The sequence below is a fragment of the Vibrio sp. 1457 genome (assembly GCF_033340195.1).
Lineage (GTDB): Bacteria > Pseudomonadota > Gammaproteobacteria > Enterobacterales > Vibrionaceae > Vibrio > Vibrio alginolyticus.
Genome location: NZ_JAWOWA010000025.1, coordinates 1 through 17,467 on the forward strand (window position 1 = coordinate 1; position 17,467 = coordinate 17,467).

A 17,467-nucleotide genomic window follows, 5' to 3' on the forward strand; every position below is an offset into this window, starting at 1 on the left:
CTGAAACTCAGTATGTTGTTTAAGAACTGAACAACATGGGGCTACCATGTCTTCTCATCGAATTAAGCAACAAAGCCGCGATAAATCACTGATCCATGCAGTTAATACTATTAAAAGTCATCTACTTGATTGTGACTTACTTGCCAGAGTTGGCGGTGAAGAGTTTGCCATCGTATTAAGAAGTCGCTCATCACAGCAAGCTCTAGACACATTAGAAACGATTCGTAATGCACTAGAAACGACGACCGTTCAACATTCAGGTTGTGATATGAGCTTCACCGCGAGTATTGGGGTAACTCAAGTCTGTCGTCTCGACGACTCATTTGAACCACTCGTTAAACGCGCCGACTTAGCACTTTACAAGGCAAAAGAAACCGGAAGAAATCGCGTTGAGTTTCATATTGGTGAAGAAAGGTAGAAAAAATAAAAAAAGGTAGCGACTCATTGCGCTACCTTTTATCGATTCTAACCCGCTTAAAATAACTAATACAAACTTTAAGCCAGTTAAAAATAAGAATGAGCAAATTTAATTATGCTTTCTTAAGATCTTTAGCTGGGTAAGTTATTGTTTTTTCGCCTGCTTTTACATGTGTGTAAAAACCGCCACTGCTTAAACCTGTAACAACCATTTCGCCAAGATCGATACCTTTAGTCGCTACTACTACGTCACCGATTGAAAACATATTGAATACCTTGTTTGTTTAGATTAAGACACTAAGTCGTTGCGCGGTATTTAATACGATATTAGGCAAAGCACCTAATCGAGTTTTTTATCGTAAAGATTAATTTATATTTGTCGTGAACTCTAAGTTTCCACATTGAAAATCACAGGATATTTTCCAAAAAAGATGCGCTATTCTTGTGAAATACGGTAATATTTTCTAGCATCAAGTGCGGAGGTATTCTCCGCCCTCATTGGAGAAAAATGATGAAGAAAGGCCTAAAAATGCGTGCATTAGAGCGTTCTGATTTGCGCTTTATTCATGAACTGAATAACAACCGAAATATCATGGCCTACTGGTTCGAAGAACCTTACGAGTCTTATGACGAGCTCGAAGAACTTTATCGAAAACATATACATGATGACGCTGAAAGGCGTTTTGTCGTCGAAGATGAAGACGGCATCGTAATTGGCTTAGTTGAGCTGATCGAGATTAACTACATTCACCGCAGCGCGGAATTTCAGATAATCATCGCCCCAGAGCATCAAGGCCGAGGTTATGCGACAGAGATGATTAATCGTGCGTTAGATTACTCATTCTCAATTCTTAATCTACGTAAAATCTACTTATTAGTCGCAGTGGATAACGAAGTCGCTATTCACTTATACAAAAAATGCGGCTTTATTGAAGAAGGTCACCTTGTAGAAGAATACTTTATTAACGGCGCTTACAGCGATGTTAAGCGCATGTATATATTAAAACACCAGTACCAGAAAAAGATCGAAGAAAACAACTCAATTCACTAGTTCATTCTATCAAAGTAAAAACGCAGCTATTTGGGCTGCGTTTTTATTTATTCAAATTGATATTGATATGATAATACGATGCGCTTGTCTGCTTCATCCAAATAGGTGTTGTTGTCCATGACAAACGTCATTACGTTAAACGAGTGGCGTCTGTTCACAAGGTAACCAAGACCGATCCCACCAAAGAAGCCTTTGTAATTCTCTCCTTCACTGTTTTCTGAGCCGTAAGTGCCCGCTGCGAAGCTGATTAACGTCAGCTCTTTGGTAAACGATTTCAGCGCAAATACACCAACGTAACCGCTACTGCCTGAAGAGCTCATCATATTGAAGCCATTCTCTGCACTTGGCGTGCCCGTAAAGTTAGGCTCGCTACAGTGGCTACTTTCTGCACCGTCACAAACAGGAACATCACCAGTGTTGTACGTATAGCCTGCCATTGGGAAAATTTGGAAGCCTGCTGGCTCAATCCCGAAATAACTTAGCGGCATAAAGGTACCAACGCTGTAGTTGGTTTGATCCGCGCCGTTTACGTATTCATTTTTACCGAAGTTGAAGTTCACGATACCGACCGGAAACAACCACGAGCCACCAATACGCCACTCGCTCGCATCATCATTGATACGCAGGTTAATTTTGCGCGCTTGGTCAAGCGCAAGTGAGCCCGAGAATGAGATGTTTTGATCATCAAAATCGTAGTTGTTTGCGTACGACGCGCCAAATTTCGTGATGACTTTTGTTGGGTCATTCGCCAACTTGTTTTTATTGTCTTTTACTCGATGCTCGGCACCATGAGCCAACGTAGTGACCAACAAAGTCGTACACACTAACGCTAGTTTGTTTTTCATTTTTTAGTCCTTTGAGATGTTGAATACGCGCACTTAGCTGCGCAGATATTTTTTGAATCATCACTCACTGGATGTGACAGAAGCGCCCTAACTACCTTAGATGGCGTGACAGCATCCAGTGCAGGTAGTTAGGGTGGAATGGCCTGTAAGGAAGGCGTTTTAGCGATTAGGAATGATTAGTTTTTCCAGTTGTAGCTCATGCTCATGAAGTAGAGAGCAGGCTCATCAAAGCCAGCTTGTAAGCGTGGCGTTTCCGACGATTCCATCAAGATCGCTTCCAACGCGAAACCAATTGAGTTTTCTGAATCCAATTTGTAATCAATGCCTGTACCAATGCGGTACGCCTTGCCAGTAGGAACGGTAATGTCACCGTTTGATTGGCTTTCATACATGCTGGTATCGAATGCAAAACCTGCATTCCACATCATTTTTTCATTCAGTTTGTACTGAGTACCCAATGCGATTTGGTAAGTGTCTTGTGTCTCTACGCCCAGCGTGGTTGTGTATTCGCTCCAGTCTTGCCAGTTCACGTTCCACATCACCGCTAGGTCATCATTCACTTCATGGTAAGCACTGAAGATCAGTTGTTGTGGAGCAATGGAGTTACTATTGTCGAATTCAAATTCGGTTTCAGAAGAGTAAGACAACCCAAGACGCGTGCCTGGTGTTGCCTCATAAAGCACACCTACTCGGCCGTTGAGCTGAGTATCTTGGTCTTCGTCATTGAAGTTCAGGGCTCCCTTCGTTTCCACTTCATACATACCGTACTGAATGCCAAGCGCCGCACCCACAGACCAGTGATCATTGATGCGGTAAGAAGCGGAAGGTTGAATGGTTAAGGCTTGCGTCGTTGCTGTAGGAATATCTAAATGATTATTCAAAAGACCTTCGTACTCGAGGCCAAGACCGTAGTTGCCATACAGACCAATACCCAGCGTCCATTTGTCGTTTACTTGTTGGCTGTAAAATGCCGACGCCATAGGAACAAAACCAATCACGTTGCCCGCATCGCCAGTCATCGTGTCTAGTTGCGCGTCACCGTAAAGGCCAATCAGGTTACCAGAGAAAGATTTACCAGAAACATTCGCCAGACCAGCCGGGTTTGCTGCCATTACTGAGGCATCTTGCGCACGAGCCGCCATACCAGCGGATGCCAAACCAATATCCGATGCTGTTGTTTCGTAAAGGTATAACCCACCCGCTTGCGCAGCAGCACACGTCAGTAGAGAGCTCGCTACGACGATTTTTGAAAGATTTTTCATGCTAAAACCTATTATTTTTTGGGGAACCCACGCTGCGACGGTGGTTGTATATCAATGAAAGGCATTGGCCAATCGCACACAGCGTGGGGGTGTTGTGGAGTCAGTTGAAATCAGCGTTATTGCTCGCTCACCTCAAGTTCAGTGGGTTTCTTTCGCTTAAACTTCTCGCGCAGAGATTGCATCATCACGAAGAACACCGGCGTCAGCAACGTGCCTACAAACGTAGAGAGAATCATGCCGCCGAATACCGCAAAGCCCAGTGAGTGACGAGATGCCGCACCAGCACCCGATGCAATCACCAACGGGAATACCCCCCAGATGAAGGCGAATGCGGTCATCTGTACTGCACGGAAACGAATTCGAGCAGCTTCTTTGGCAGCATCAATGATGGATAAGCCCTTTTCTTCTCGCAGAACTTTGGCAAATTCCACGATAAGAATCGCCACTTTGGCGGACATACCGATCAAGATGACGACACCAATCTGCACGTACAAATCGAACGGTTGTCCCACCAGCAGTAGCGTGCCCATTGCGCCGAGAATCGCGACTGGAACCGCCATCATTACCGCAGCAGGAATGGTCCAACTTTCGTACTGAGCCACCAAGAACAAGTAGGTGAACAGCAAAGACAATGCGAACGCGATTGGTGCCATGTTGCCTGCTTTCATCTCTTGGTAAGTCATGCCTGACCACTCGTACGAGTAACCACTTGGCAAAGATTCCGCAGCCAGTTTTTCAATGGCTTTTACAACATCACCCGAGCTGTAACCTGGCGCTGGCGCACCGTTCACGGTTGCAGAACTGAACATGTTGTAGTTCGATAAGGTATCAGGGCCGAAGATCGGCTTCACTTTCACTAGCGTTGCCAGTGACACCATTTTTCCAGAGCTTGAGCGAACAAACAGATGGTCGATGTCGTCGATGTTGTCACGGTATTGCTCTTCTGCTTGCACTTTCACTTGGTACGAACGACCAAACAAGTTGAAGTCAGAAATGTAGGCACCGCCCAACTGTGCTTGCAGTGTGCTGAAGATTTCATTCAACGGTACGCCCATCGAAATCGCTTTATCGCGATCAATATCGATGTAGCGTTGCGGAATGTTCGCACGGAAAATCGAGAACGCACGCGCCACTTCAGGCAGTTGATTGATTTGGGCAACAAAATCAGCGGTTGTTTTTGCCAACTCTTGTGGAGAACGGCCCAAGTTGTCCTGCAGCACAAGGTTGAAACCATCCACCGCACCCATGCCTTTGATTGCCGGCGTCGCGAAAACGAACGAAGCGGCATCTGGCGTTGAGTTCAGCATTTGGTTAACTTTGTTCATCAACGCACGTTGGTGTAGTTCAGGGTCTTTACGTTTGCTCCAGTTATCCAGTTTGATGATCAACATGCCCGAGTTTGGAATCGACGCCATGTTAATTACCGAGAAGCCCGCAACCGAAACCACGTTCTCCACACCTTCCATCTGTTTTAGCTCATCAACGTACTTCTTCATTAATGGTGCAGTACGCTGCAATGCTGCTGCGTCTGGCAAACGCATTTCGACCATGAACACGCCTTTATCTTCGTTCGGAACGAAAGAAGAAGGTACGGTCATGAACGCAAATGCCAGCACCGCAATAAGCGCGCCATAAACACCGATACTCAGCACAATGCGGCGGCTCAAGAAGCCAACTAAACCTTGGTATTTGCGCGTTATTGCTTCAAAACCTCGGTTAAACGCACGCAAAGGCGCAATAGGTTGCGAGTGAGTAGATTTCAACATCAACGCACAAAGCGCTGGCGTTAACGTTAATGCGTTGATCGCAGAGAGCAGCACCGATACACAGATGGTGACCGCGAACTGGTTGAACATTCGACCAGAAATACCCGGCAATAGCGCAACCGGTACAAATACCGCCAACAAAATAAGCGTTGTTGCCAATACTGGCCCTGTCACTTCTTTCATAGCTTGGATCGTGGCCGGAATCGGGTCTAAATGCTCTTCATGGATAACCCGCTCCACGTTCTCTACCACGATGATCGCATCGTCCACCACGATACCGATGGCGAGGATCAAGCCAAACAACGAGATCGTGTTAATGGTCATGCCCATCACGCCTATGATTGCGAACGTCGCAATGATGGAAACCGGAATCGCTAAGGTTGGAATGATGGTCGCTCGCCAGTTCTGCAAGAAAACGTACACAACGAAGGTGACAAGAAGTACTGCAATCACCAGCGTCTCGTACACTTCATCAATCGATGTCTCTACGTATTCGGTAGAGTCATACGCGATGTCGTAGACCAAATCATCTGGGAACGATTTCTCGTACTCTTTCATGGCCTCTTTCACGCGTTCCATCACGTCTAGCGCGTTCGCGGTCGGCAACTGGTACAAGGCCAGAACGGCGGCTGGTTCGTTATTCATACGACCATCAGCTTCGTAACCTTGTGCACCAACTTCCACACGAGCCACATCTTTCAAGCGAATCAAAGAACCTTTCTTGCTCGCACGAATGATGATGTTCTCGAACTCTTCCGCAGAAGTGAGGCGGCCTTTGGTTTGCAAAACATATTGATATTGCTGGTCACCTGGAGCTGGCATACCACCGATCTTACCCGCCGCCACTTGGATGTTTTGCGTTTTAATTGCGCCAATAACATCGCTAGCAGAAAGCTTCAAGGTAGCCAGTTTATTTGGGTTCAACCAAATACGCATTGAGTAGTCTTTCTTACCCAGCAGCGTAATGTCACTCATACCTTCGATACGTTTTAGACGCTCGACAATATTGAGATCCGCGTAGTTAGAAAGGTAGATACTGTCGTGAGACTGTTTCGGAGAACGCAGTGTGATAACGCCCAGCATGTCGGAAGATTTCTTCTTAACCGTCACACCGATTTGGTTTACTTCTTGTGGTAGAGACGACGTCGCCTGTGCCACCAAGTTGTTCACACGAACCTGCGCCATATCGCCATCTGCGCCCACTCGGAAGTAAATACGCAATGTGTATGAGCCATCGTTACCAATCACAGAAGACATGTAAATCATGTCTTCAACGCCGTTGACTTTGGCTTCTATCGGTTGTGCTACGGTCTTTTTAACCACGTCCGCGTTTGCACCCGGATACATGGTGCTCACCGTAATTACCGTTGGAGAGATTTGAGGATACTCAGAAATTGGCAAGACTTTCAGGGCGAGCATACCCATCAATGTCATCGCCAGTGAGATCACCAAAGCAAACTTCGGCCGGTGAATGAAAAATTTACTTAACATCAGTACTCACTCAGCCTTGTTCACTCTGTAGCTCAACGTCTTTCACCGTTGCACCCGGACGCACTTTTTGTAGACCATTGACGATGACTTTTTCGTTAGCCGCCAAACCAGTCAGCACAGCACGTTTCACACCTTAGGTCTGACCGAGTTCAACGTTACGACGAGACACCACGTGATCATCACCAACCACCATGACGTAGTCACCCGCTTGGTCTTGTTGAACAGCCGCCGATGGGATAAGCAAACCATCAATGGTTTTATTGCGCAGCTTGATGGTCAAGTTGCCATATTCACCCGGCATAAGCGCGTAAGTTGGATTATCGAATTGTGCTTCTGCTCGAATTGAGCCTGTTTCTAAATCGATCTTGTTGCCAACGGCGTAGATCTTGCCATCCAGCGGATACAATGAACCGTCTGAAAGCGTCAGTGTTAAATCAACATCCAGTTTGTCATCGTTACGATGAGCCACATCAATCGCACTTCTTACGCGGCGGTAGAGCTTCTCATCCACATCAAAGCCAAAGCGAATTGGGTCTACTTGAGTGATCGAAACAAGAGGAACGAGTTGAATTTTCGAAATACGGTCACCCACTCGGAAGTTGCTGAAACCCACGCGACCAGAGAAAGGAGCACGCACAGAGCTAAATTCAAGATCGAGCCTTGCTGAAACCAGCGTCGCCTTCGCCTCTTCTACCGAAGCAATCGCTGCGGCTTGCGCGGCAATGGCGTCATCGTATTGCTGCTCACTGATGCTTTTATCTTTGATGAGTTTCTTCACACGTTCTGCATCACGCGTAGTTTGAACGAGTTGTGCTTTTGCTTTTTGCAACGACGCTTTTGCATACGCCAGTGCCGCTTTGTAAGGACGGTCGTCGATTTCAAACAACAATTGGCCTTTTTCGACCATATCGCCATCTTTAAAATGAATCGCGGTTAATTCGCCACCGACTCGCGGCATAATATCAACGTCATTTACCGCTTCAGTTCGACCGATAAAAGTATGATAAGGAGTGATTTTTGTTTCGGTTAGGGTAACGGTTTCAACAGAGGGTGCTTGGGCTGTTTTCGTTGCGATATCGCCAGTTTTGCATCCTGATAGTAATGCAGAAGATATAGCAATAGATACCAACGCAAATTTATATTTGGCTTTCATGATAAACCTACTTTATTTAGAAAGTGCCCTAGCCTAAATATTTAAATATATGGATAAACACACTTTCTATTCTGGAAATAAACGAGGGAGTTAGAATTGGTAGTTAAATTCGATACGGTGATCACCATCACCGAAATTAACGTGCTCATTCCAGTTTGCAAAGTAACGAATATTTGCGCGAGGATTAATTTGATAAGACAACGCAAACTCATGAGTCAAGATATTATCTTCACCCGCGTAATAAGTATCTTTATATTGACTAGACCCTGACAACGTATGCATATACATTGGGTTGTAGTTAATCCAGATTTTATCGGTTAATTCAATTTTTGAGTACATACCCACAACAGTGAAAGTACCTGGAATTTCATAACCTTTGTCATCACCACTAAAATCATTAGCAATAGTGACACCCGCACCAGCTAAAGGAAATAGCTGCAACATACCAAACTTAGGTAGACCTTGAATAAAGCTATAAGATGCATCTAATTTATCGTTATCAACGTCGTAGTTTACATCTAATTGACGGCCTAGACCTTTTGCGACTTCTACTTGGAAATTACGTAGTCGGAAAGAGTCAATGCTGTCATCAACGTTGGCATATATTGGATCGTCATTGTCGCGAATGCCAAATAGCTCACCACCAATGCCTTTCATTTCAATGATGTTCATCGCCATGGTACCAGGCTGGCTAGATTGGTAAGTTTGACCGATTTTGATGTTCGCGCCTTTATCAGTAATACCAAAGCCAGCTTGGGTGTATACCGCAAGTGGGTCAGACATATCTTGTAGTTCTTCGCTATTGTTTGTTTGCGCATAGGCAGAAGACGCGAGTTGTAGGGCTGCAACCACAATGGCAACAGACGGTTTCACTAAATTCATAAAACTGTATCCATTTTAATGATTATAAAATTATTCACGTCATGAGGTCATCATAAATAGCAAGCAACACAACTCGCTTTGGATAACATAAATTATCAAAGCAAATTCAATAATGACGAAACATTCGACGTTTTAATTAAAATAAAATAAAGCATCGTAAAAGTTCAATCACCGCTACTTATATCTTATATAACTTGAAATTTGGTAATACTAATGAAGAAGGAAATATTAAAAATTATGAAAATTCAATTATCATTAGAACAAATGATTAATTAATTTTACCATATAAATAGAGAGTGCAATGGATTTAGGTGATCGCGATCAATGTTTCATTTCGATCGTACCACACTCTTCAGATTAATTAGAACATTATAATAATGTAAAAAACCTTAGTTTGATTAGCCTAGCATCAGATTAGAATAGTAGGCCTATAATAAATAAAAAGGAATCACTCTCTGTGATTCCCTTTTATTATCGAGCGATAAAGCGCCGATGCGTTTCGATAACTAAAACGCAAACAATTCGCACTATTGCAGTTTCTCTATTCCCATATTGAACAGTGCAAAACTATAAATATCTGCATTTGTCTCAATTATTTTACGCGTTGGTGTGCCTGCACCATGTCCTGCATTGGTTTCGATGCGAATTAAAGTCGGATTTGAACCCGCTTGCTTCGATTGCAACTCAGCAGCAAATTTGTATGAGTGAGCAGGAACAACACGGTCATCATGATCACCGGTTGTAATCAATGTTGCTGGGTATTCCACCCCCGCCTTTACATTGTGCACTGGCGAATAATCTTTCAGATATTGGAACATCTCTTTACTTTGCTCTGCCGTGCCGTAGTCATACACCCAACCAGCACCTGCGGTAAAAGTATGGTAACGCAGCATATCCAGTACGCCGACTGCTGGCAGCGCCACTTTAAACAGCTCTGGACGTTGCGTCATAACGGCCCCCACTAACAAGCCACCATTCGATCCACCGTTAATGGCTAACTTGTTTGATGACGTTACCTTTTCATCAATTAGGAATTCAGCCGCAGCAATAAAGTCATCAAACACATTTTGCTTTTGCATTTGAATGCCAGCGTTGTGCCATTCTTTGCCATATTCCCCACCACCACGAATGTTCGCTACCGCGTAAACACCACCAAGCTCTAACCAAGCCGCACGTGTCGGGCTAAAAGATGGCGTGAGGCTAACGTTGAAACCGCCATAACCATATAGGATGGTTGGTGCACTGCCGTCCATCGGTGTCCCTTTTTTATAGGTGATGATCATCGGCACTTTTGTTCCGTCTTTTGAGGTGTAAAACACCTGGCGAGATTCATACAAAACAGGGTCAAATGGCGCTTTAGATTTGTAGTACACCTCGCTATCACCGTCTTTGATGTTCAGACGATAGGTAGTGCTTGGCATCTTGTAGTTGGTGAAAGAATAGTAGACTTCGGTTTCTTCTTTTTTCCCCGAGAAACCGTATGCGCTGCCAATATCAGGCAATTTGATTTCTCGGATGAGTTTGCCGTTCATGTCGTATTGCTTCACCATCGAGATCGCATCAACAATATAGCTCGCAAACAAATTGCCACCCGCGGTAGAAACACGTAACACGTTCTTTGTTTCAGGAATCACATCTTTCCAGTTTTTGGGCTGCGGCTGACTTGCATCCACCATCACGACGCGTTTGTTCGGCGCATTAAGGTTCGTAACCAAGTACAGTTTCGTGCCTTGGTTGTCTATCACCCAAGTATCAGAACTGGTGTTATCTAAAATGGTTTTGAGCGAGCTATTTGGCTTACTCAGGTCTTTGAAGAACAGTTTGTTGCCCGACGTCGATACGCTAGCTGAGATAAACAAGTAGCGTTCATCTTCCGACGTGTAACCCCCAACGTAGCGATACTTTTCGTCCTTTACACCACCGAAAATTAATTGGTCTTCACTTTGTTTCGTCCCTAGTTTATGAAAGTAGAGCTTGTGTTGGTCTGTCTTCGCAGAAAGTTCACTCCCTTTTGGCTTGTCATAACTTGAGTAATAGAAGCCTTGATTGCCGAACCAACTGATGCCACTGAACTTAATATCCACCAGCGTTTCGCCGACGGGCTTTTTGGTTTCTGTGTCTAACACAATGACTTTGCGCCAATCGCTACCGCCTTCCGAAATGCTGTATGCAACCAAAGAACCATCACGTGAAAAGCTCACTCCCGCTAACGATGTGGTGCCATCTTCACTAAAAGTATTTGGATCGAGGAAAATTTCTGCTTCGCCATCACCTAACTGCCGATAAAGCACATCTTGGTTTTGTAACCCGTCATTTTTGTAGAAATAAGTGAACTTACCCTCTTTGAACGGTTGGCTTTGCTTTTCGTAGTCCATGAGCTTAGTGATGCGCTCTTCAATCTGCTCGCGGTAAGGGATTTTCGACAGATAATCAAACGTCACTGCATTTTGTGCCTTCACCCATTCTGCGGTTTCTGGGCTGAGATCGTCTTCCAACCAGCGATAAGGATCACTCACTTTTGTACCAAAGTAGTCATCGACAACATCCACTTTTTGTGTGGTTGGATACGTGATGGTTTTCGGGGTTACCTGTTCAACCGACGATTGCGCCGCTTCATTGGCATACGCCACAGACAACACACTTCCGAGTACGAGAGCCGTTGTGAGTGCTAGGGTGTTCTTTTTCATGAAATTCCTTTTTATTTTTCTGTTGTCTTTTTGTGCAATACATCAGAACTCTACTATATATCGACAAAATGAATCTAATTTCATTAAACGAGTTGTGAAAGCCATCCTAACTCCCTCATTTCCTGCGAATTCTACATATCGGTAAGTGGCGGTGTAGAGCTTAGGAGCAATACTTAAGAGCTACGATGGCGTTTACTCTCTTTCGTCTAAGTCAGTTCAATTTGACGCAAAACCCCAGACTCAGAAGCGAAATCTTGGTCGTGACTAATCAGAACAAATCCACCTTTGTATGTGTTTAACGCCTGACTAAGCATTATTTTTGACTCGAGGTCGAGATGGTTATCTGGTTCATCAAGCAGCAGCAAAGGCTGAGAATTTTGGTGGCTGACTATCAGCATCGCGAGCTTCATCTTCTCGCCACCGCTCAGTAGGCGCCCCAACCGAAACACAGCATCTCGACGAAAACCGATCCCGGCCAATAAGGTCCTCGCTTCACTTTCCGTCATCTCTTGGCAGCTCTCCATTACGTTTTCAAGTAACGAAAGATTTGGATTCACTGCGCCAAAATGTTGGTCGAGATAATACAAAGGCGTATTCACTTGCAACTCACCACTCTGCAACGATAACTCGCCAAGCAATGCCTTTAACAAGGTTGATTTTCCGCAGCCATTTTTCCCTTTGAGATGGACTTTGTCGTTCGCAAAAATCTGCAACGTGATAGGTGTAGAATTCCCAAAAGGTAATATACCTTCTTGTATCGACAATACTTTTCGCGAACGGTTCGGATTATCTGTAAGATAAAACTTTTGCGCCTTGAGCTGCTCATGTCGCGATTGCAACGCCTGTTCTTTGGCTTGTAAATGCGCTTGTCTGAGTTGCTCATTCTTATTGCGATTTGAGGCACTGGCGGTCGCGCTATCCTTTTTTCCATCAAGCAAAATTTTGGGCTGACTGCCGTCTTTGCGCAGTTTGTTCCCTTGCGCGGCGCGTTGGTCTGCTTTTTCGCGATTTTTCTGGGCTTGCTCGGCTAACCGTTTTTTCTGTTTATCGACTTGCGCTAACTGCCTCTCGACCGCTTGCAGTTCAGTGCGTTTTTTCTCGGCGTACACATCGTAATTTCCACCAAAAGCCTGGAAACCTAGGCCCGATAGCTCCCAAATTTCCTCCATCTCTCGCAGCAGCTCACGATCGTGACTGATGAGTAAAATCGCGCCGCTGAAATGCGTCATAGACTCTATCAGCCATTGTTTCGCCTCGGTATCGAGGTGATTGGATGGTTCATCGAGAATCAAAAGCTCCGTTTCGTTTTCAAACAACTGCCATAGCTGCAAACGTGCCGACTGACCACCACTGAGCCGAGCACAAGAGAAATCAGGGTCTTGCGGTAATCCCATCGCAGCGAGCTGCTGTTTGAGTTTTAATTCAATATCCCACTGCTCGCCAACCAGTTCGAACCAATGTTCAGAAACATCACCTTGTTCAATCTGCTTTAAAGCATGCAAGACCGCATCTTTGCCCAGAAACTGGGCGATCGATTGCTGACCTGAAAGCAGATCAGACGGCTGCTGGCGATACATCATGAAAGAAGAGGGAGCAGTCACAACACCGCTGGCAGGCTGAGTTTCTCCCGCTAAAATGGAAGCCAAAAGCGACTTGCCGATGCCATTGCGCCCAACCAAACCAACACGTCGTTTAGTCATGGAACAAGAAATAGACTGGAATAGCGTATCGCCATTATCAAACTGATGGCTAACATTAAAAGCTTGTAAAACTGGCATAATTTGCCTCCTGTATGACAGGGACAACAGCCGTAGCTATGATTTGAAATTGCAACAAAACGCGTGCACAAACGCATTAAGCTCTATGTAAAGCTCGACGATATACGTCAAATCAAAAAGTCGTCTTGTTGCAAAGAAATATCGGAAAGTGAGCTACGCCTACTACCCCTGCAGATCCAAAAAATAAGTAAAAATATGGATGACAGGTTTAGTTCTTCATGTTGGCGTAATCTCCTAGAGAAATGATGCCCAAAGTGTAGCCGCTTTTTTGTTCAAAAAGCAAGCTTTCTAACCAAATGCGAACAAAAAGAAAGTTTCACAGTAAGTTGTTATATCACATTAACTTTTTAACAAGTCTTTGAACAATTTCGAGATCTTAGCAACACAATTTTTATCCAAGCCATACTATGCTTAGGGTAAAGATAATCCACATAAGGGCGTGGTTATGAAATACAAACATATCCTTGTTGCACTCGAACTGTCAGATGAAAGCACCGTGCTTATCGACAGAGCGGTATCAATGGCAAACTATCTCGACTCCGATATCTCCTTTATTCATATTGATGGTACGCACGGAGAAATCTATCGTGAGCTTGTAGACATTAAAGAAAACCCGGATCAAAGGCCGTTGAATGAGCATTCAATGGAATGTTTAAAAACATTTAGTGATTACATGGATTACCCACTTAAACATTTCTTCGTAGGTACTGGCGACTTGGCTGATAAATTAGAGGTCACCATTAAAGAGCAAGAAGTGGATCTTCTGATATGTGGTCACCACCAAGATTTCTGGAGCAAGATTATTTCTTACTCCAGACACTTAATTAACAAGTCACCGGTGGATATTCTAGTCGTCCCTATTCATGATTAGTAAAACGTAACGCTTCCCAAAACCACCAATCTATTTGGTGGTTTTTTATTGATATTGAAACAGCTTAAACAGTTTTCCAAACTAGCTTGGTGATCATTTATGAGTTACATTTTCTAACCAACCCGCGCTCCTACTGGGCATGGTTATTTAGATAGCAAGGATCCCTATGGCAAATAAAAAAGTACTCATTCTCTTTGCTCATCCTTCCCAGCATCGTTCAGAAGTGAATACTCCACTTTTCAAAGAAGCTCAAAAAATTGAAGGCGTGACATGTGTTGATCTCTATGGCGAATACCCTCGTTTCGATATTAATATCGACCGTGAGCAGCAACGCTTACGTGAGCATGACGTGGTGATTTTCCAATTCCCACTATATTGGTATTCAACGCCTGCGATTTTAAAAGAGTGGCAAGATCTGGTTTTGGAATATGGCTTTGCTTACGGTACAGATGGCACAGCACTGCAAGGCAAGACCATGCTTTGTGTGCTGTCTGCAGGGGGCAAAGAAGAAGCTTATAAGGCAGAGGGCTACAACCACTTTACGATTCGTCAACTGCTTGCGCCTATTGAACAAATGTCCGCACTGACCGGCATGAACTACATTGCCCCTCTCGCGATGTTTGGCGCACGTACAGCAGATGAAGAAGGGCGAATCCCTCGTCATGTTGAGCGGTACAAGAGCCTGCTAACAGCTTTAGTCGAAGATAGGTTGGATGTTGAAGCTGCGGCGTCATTAATCAAGCTTAACAGCGCATTGCCAGAGCTCATTAAGGAGGCTTCATGACAGGGATATTCTTACAAGCCTTCGTATATTTGATTGCTGCTGTAATTGCAGTCCCACTTGCTAAGCGTTTGGGACTTGGGTCCGTTTTAGGCTATCTCATCGCAGGTGTGGTTATTGGCCCAATTATCGGTTTAGTCGGTGAAGAAACAACAACAATCCAGCACTTTGCCGAGTTTGGCGTGGTGATGATGCTGTTTCTCGTTGGCTTAGAGCTCGAACCCAAAATGTTGTGGGCGATGCGCAATCGCTTAATGGGCTTAGGAGGTCTGCAAGTCGGCGGTACCGTCGCGGCGATTATGGGTATTGCCTTATACTTTGACCAGCCTTGGACCATAGCCTTAGCCATAGGTTTGATCTTCGCCCTCTCTTCTACTGCGATTGTTTTGCAAACTTTTAGCGAAAAAGGATTAACGAAGACGGAAGGTGGACAAAACGCTTTCTCCGTGTTGCTTTTTCAAGATATTGCAGTGATACCAATGTTGGCGTTCATTCCCCTATTGGCCTTACCTGAATTAATTGAACAGGCACAGTCCGCAGCACAAACAGCCGCAGCGCACCATGAAGAATTAAGCCTCGTTGCGGGGTTGCCAGGCTGGGCATACGGCATCGTAATCACAGCATCGATAGCAATCGTCGTCGTTGGTGGACACTTTTTAAGTCGACCGCTGCTCAATTATGTGGCTAGCTCTGGTTTGCGAGAAATCTTTACCGCAACTGCACTCATGCTTGTCATTGGTATCGCTGCACTGATGAGTTTAGTGGGCTTATCTCCTGCCTTAGGAACCTTCTTGGCTGGCGTTGTATTGGCGAACAGTGAATTCCGCCACGAGTTAGAATCCAATATCGAACCATTTAAAGGCCTATTGTTAGGTCTGTTCTTTATTACCGTTGGCGCAGGGATCAACTTCTCGGTCCTTTTTGGTGATTTCTGGTTGGTCATGGCATTGACCATTGGCGTGATGGTTTTGAAAGCCTTGGTGCTGTTTATTCTTGCACTGATATTTAGGGTGAAAGGCAGCAACCGCTGGCTGTTTACCTTAAGCTTGGCTCAAGCAGGTGAATTCGGCTTTGTGCTTCTAAGCTTTTCAGTGCAAAACCACGTCATCCCATTTGAACTTTCACAAACTCTTGCGTTAGTGGTTGCGATTTCGATGTTCCTGACACCAGGTTTGTTTATTCTGTTTGATAGAGTGATTCTGCCGCGCTTTGAAAGCCAGTCAAATGAACGCGAAAGCGATACGATTGAGGAAACAGGCACGGTGATCATCGCCGGCATCGGCCGCTTTGGACAAATAGTGAATCGCCTATTGGTATCAAACGGCGTGACTACCGTGGTACTTGACCATCAATCTGACCAAGTCGATAACATGCGCCAGATTGGCACTCGCGCCTATTTTGGCGACGCGACTCGACCAGATATGCTACATACAGCCGGCATTGAGCACGCCGCTGCGTTGGTTGTGGCGATTGATAACCAAGAATCGAGTGTAGAACTGGTGAAGTACGTTAAGCACACGTACCCAAAAGTAACAGTGATTGCACGTGCCTTTGACCGTGGACATGGCTATCTTTTGCGTCAAGCGGGGGCTGATATTATTGAATCAGAGACCTACCATTCTGCATTGGAGATGGGCGGTCACACAATGAAAGCCCTTGGCATTCACCCCTTCTTTGTTGAACAACAGAAGGCGACATATAAGCGTGTTGAAGCACGTAAGTCAGAAATACTTTACAAAGCTTGGGAGGATGATTCTGAAGGTGAACGCTATGACAACAATTTCCGACAACTGTTTATTCAGTTAGAGGAGAAAATGGCGGAAGAGATGCAAAAAGATCGTCATGACAAACTATCGCGGTCAGAACGTGGTTGGACACCGCCACCTAAAGGTTACGCAGATGACTTTAATGAAGATAACGTCCAAGAGCTAACACCACCAAGAGAAGAGCCTATCCAACGATAACGCACTCCATATTAAAAACCTCCCGCTTGGGAGGTTTTTATTTTTTCAGTACAGAGCCACACGCCGTGCAGGATAAAATGATCTTCTCGATATTACATAAGATCATTCATTAAAATCTCATACTCTTCGTTTGCTTCTTCCACTAAATGAGAAAGCTCTAACGCATCAGTAACTGCAAGATTGAACTGCCACGGAGTTGTGTCTTCTTTACCACAGATTCGAGTTTCACACCCACGACTCTCAAAAGACAAATCATCAAACTCTGTGGTGTGGCGCTCTTGAAGTTCAACAATCTCAACTTCTAATTTACCGACAGGATTGACTTTAACGTGGGCATGTAACTCCGAACTGTTAGACAAACAATAATCTCTATGAACCGCAATCATGGCCGCCTCCTTGGTCTGCCAACTGACAACTCAACATTGAGTGTAGACGAGGGATTTTGAACGTGGCGTGAAATAATAATGAAGATTGATCTGTCTCATTAGAACAGACAATTGTTGTCATGAAGGCATGAGC

Annotated in this window: 12 protein-coding genes and 2 pseudogenes; 5 read left to right on the forward strand and 9 right to left on the reverse strand. The window is 44.7% G+C overall.

The window, feature by feature from the left end:
* Nucleotides 1-76 precede the first annotated feature (76 nt).
* Nucleotides 77-418 (forward strand): annotated as a pseudogene (locus R7Z41_RS19860) (GGDEF domain-containing protein); the annotation flags it as partial.
* Between the two features lie 112 nt (nucleotides 419-530).
* On the opposite strand, the gene R7Z41_RS19865 reads toward R7Z41_RS19860, so the two are convergent.
* Entirely contained in the window at nucleotides 531-683 is a 153-nt protein-coding gene (locus tag R7Z41_RS19865) for a hypothetical protein (protein WP_225477773.1), read from the reverse strand.
* 245 nt (nucleotides 684-928) lie between these two features.
* Between R7Z41_RS19865 and speG the strand changes: the two genes are divergently transcribed.
* Entirely contained in the window at nucleotides 929-1,468 is a 540-nt protein-coding gene (gene speG / locus R7Z41_RS19870; protein WP_005375417.1) for a spermidine N1-acetyltransferase, read from the forward strand.
* 47 nt (nucleotides 1,469-1,515) lie between these two features.
* Here the strand turns inward: speG and R7Z41_RS19875 are convergent, their stop codons facing one another.
* From R7Z41_RS19875 to R7Z41_RS19905, 7 genes and pseudogenes are all read right to left on the reverse strand, one after another.
* Nucleotides 1,516-2,313, reverse strand: a complete 798-nt coding sequence (locus R7Z41_RS19875) for a hypothetical protein (protein WP_206970787.1) — start codon at nucleotides 2,311-2,313, stop codon at nucleotides 1,516-1,518.
* Between the two features lie 176 nt (nucleotides 2,314-2,489).
* On the reverse strand, nucleotides 2,490-3,575 hold the full coding sequence (locus R7Z41_RS19880) for an OmpP1/FadL family transporter (RefSeq protein WP_206970786.1): 1,086 nt from the start codon (nucleotides 3,573-3,575) through the stop codon (nucleotides 2,490-2,492).
* 116 nt (nucleotides 3,576-3,691) lie between these two features.
* Nucleotides 3,692-6,832: an efflux RND transporter permease subunit VmeQ gene (gene vmeQ / locus R7Z41_RS19885; protein WP_225477775.1), complete on the reverse strand. Its 3,141-nt coding sequence runs from the start codon at nucleotides 6,830-6,832 to the stop codon at nucleotides 3,692-3,694.
* Nucleotides 6,833-6,842: 10 nt separating this feature from the next.
* Nucleotides 6,843-7,985 (reverse strand): annotated as a pseudogene (vmeP, locus tag R7Z41_RS19890) (efflux RND transporter periplasmic adaptor subunit VmeP).
* Nucleotides 7,986-8,075: 90 nt separating this feature from the next.
* Complete coding sequence (locus R7Z41_RS19895; protein WP_017821525.1) at nucleotides 8,076-8,867, reverse strand: hypothetical protein; 792 nt, start codon at nucleotides 8,865-8,867, stop codon at nucleotides 8,076-8,078.
* Nucleotides 8,868-9,394: 527 nt separating this feature from the next.
* Nucleotides 9,395-11,554 (reverse strand): prolyl oligopeptidase family serine peptidase, encoded by a 2,160-nt coding sequence (locus tag R7Z41_RS19900; RefSeq protein WP_206970784.1) that lies wholly within the window; start codon nucleotides 11,552-11,554, stop codon nucleotides 9,395-9,397.
* 206 nt (nucleotides 11,555-11,760) lie between these two features.
* Complete coding sequence (locus R7Z41_RS19905; RefSeq protein ID WP_206970783.1) at nucleotides 11,761-13,332, reverse strand: ATP-binding cassette domain-containing protein; 1,572 nt, start codon at nucleotides 13,330-13,332, stop codon at nucleotides 11,761-11,763.
* 445 nt (nucleotides 13,333-13,777) lie between these two features.
* Between R7Z41_RS19905 and R7Z41_RS19910 the strand changes: the two genes are divergently transcribed.
* The 3 genes from R7Z41_RS19910 (at nucleotide 13,778) to R7Z41_RS19920 (ending at nucleotide 16,948) form a co-directional block, all read left to right on the forward strand.
* Nucleotides 13,778-14,203 carry a universal stress protein gene (locus R7Z41_RS19910; RefSeq protein ID WP_005375398.1) on the forward strand — a complete coding sequence of 142 codons (426 nt, stop codon included), beginning with the start codon at nucleotides 13,778-13,780 and terminating at the stop codon, nucleotides 14,201-14,203.
* 166 nt (nucleotides 14,204-14,369) lie between these two features.
* Nucleotides 14,370-14,987 (forward strand): NAD(P)H-dependent oxidoreductase, encoded by a 618-nt coding sequence (locus R7Z41_RS19915; RefSeq protein WP_005375391.1) that lies wholly within the window; start codon nucleotides 14,370-14,372, stop codon nucleotides 14,985-14,987.
* Nucleotides 14,984-16,948 (forward strand): monovalent cation:proton antiporter-2 (CPA2) family protein, encoded by a 1,965-nt coding sequence (locus R7Z41_RS19920; protein ID WP_005375390.1) that lies wholly within the window; start codon nucleotides 14,984-14,986, stop codon nucleotides 16,946-16,948. Before R7Z41_RS19915 ends, R7Z41_RS19920 begins: the two co-directional genes overlap by 4 nt.
* A 92-nt stretch (nucleotides 16,949-17,040) precedes the next feature.
* On the opposite strand, the gene R7Z41_RS19925 is transcribed toward R7Z41_RS19920, so the two are convergent.
* Nucleotides 17,041-17,334 (reverse strand): hypothetical protein, encoded by a 294-nt coding sequence (locus R7Z41_RS19925; RefSeq protein WP_005375389.1) that lies wholly within the window; start codon nucleotides 17,332-17,334, stop codon nucleotides 17,041-17,043.
* Between the last annotated feature and the right edge of the window lie 133 nt (nucleotides 17,335-17,467).

Bases quoted from the DNA above. Each gene is read 5' to 3' on its own strand.
- R7Z41_RS19865 (WP_225477773.1), bottom strand. From the start codon at position 683: ATGTTTTCAATCGGTGACGTAGTAGTAGCGACTAAAGGTATCGATCTT.
- speG (WP_005375417.1), top strand. From the start codon at position 929: ATGAAGAAAGGCCTAAAAATGCGTGCATTAGAGCGTTCTGATTTGCGC.
- R7Z41_RS19875 (WP_206970787.1), bottom strand. From the start codon at position 2,313: ATGAAAAACAAACTAGCGTTAGTGTGTACGACTTTGTTGGTCACTACG.
- R7Z41_RS19880 (WP_206970786.1), bottom strand. From the start codon at position 3,575: ATGAAAAATCTTTCAAAAATCGTCGTAGCGAGCTCTCTACTGACGTGT.
- vmeQ (WP_225477775.1), bottom strand. From the start codon at position 6,832: ATGTTAAGTAAATTTTTCATTCACCGGCCGAAGTTTGCTTTGGTGATC.
- R7Z41_RS19895 (WP_017821525.1), bottom strand. From the start codon at position 8,867: ATGAATTTAGTGAAACCGTCTGTTGCCATTGTGGTTGCAGCCCTACAA.
- R7Z41_RS19900 (WP_206970784.1), bottom strand. From the start codon at position 11,554: ATGAAAAAGAACACCCTAGCACTCACAACGGCTCTCGTACTCGGAAGT.
- R7Z41_RS19905 (WP_206970783.1), bottom strand. From the start codon at position 13,332: ATGCCAGTTTTACAAGCTTTTAATGTTAGCCATCAGTTTGATAATGGC.
- R7Z41_RS19910 (WP_005375398.1), top strand. From the start codon at position 13,778: ATGAAATACAAACATATCCTTGTTGCACTCGAACTGTCAGATGAAAGC.
- R7Z41_RS19915 (WP_005375391.1), top strand. From the start codon at position 14,370: ATGGCAAATAAAAAAGTACTCATTCTCTTTGCTCATCCTTCCCAGCAT.
- R7Z41_RS19920 (WP_005375390.1), top strand. From the start codon at position 14,984: ATGACAGGGATATTCTTACAAGCCTTCGTATATTTGATTGCTGCTGTA.
- R7Z41_RS19925 (WP_005375389.1), bottom strand. From the start codon at position 17,334: ATGATTGCGGTTCATAGAGATTATTGTTTGTCTAACAGTTCGGAGTTA.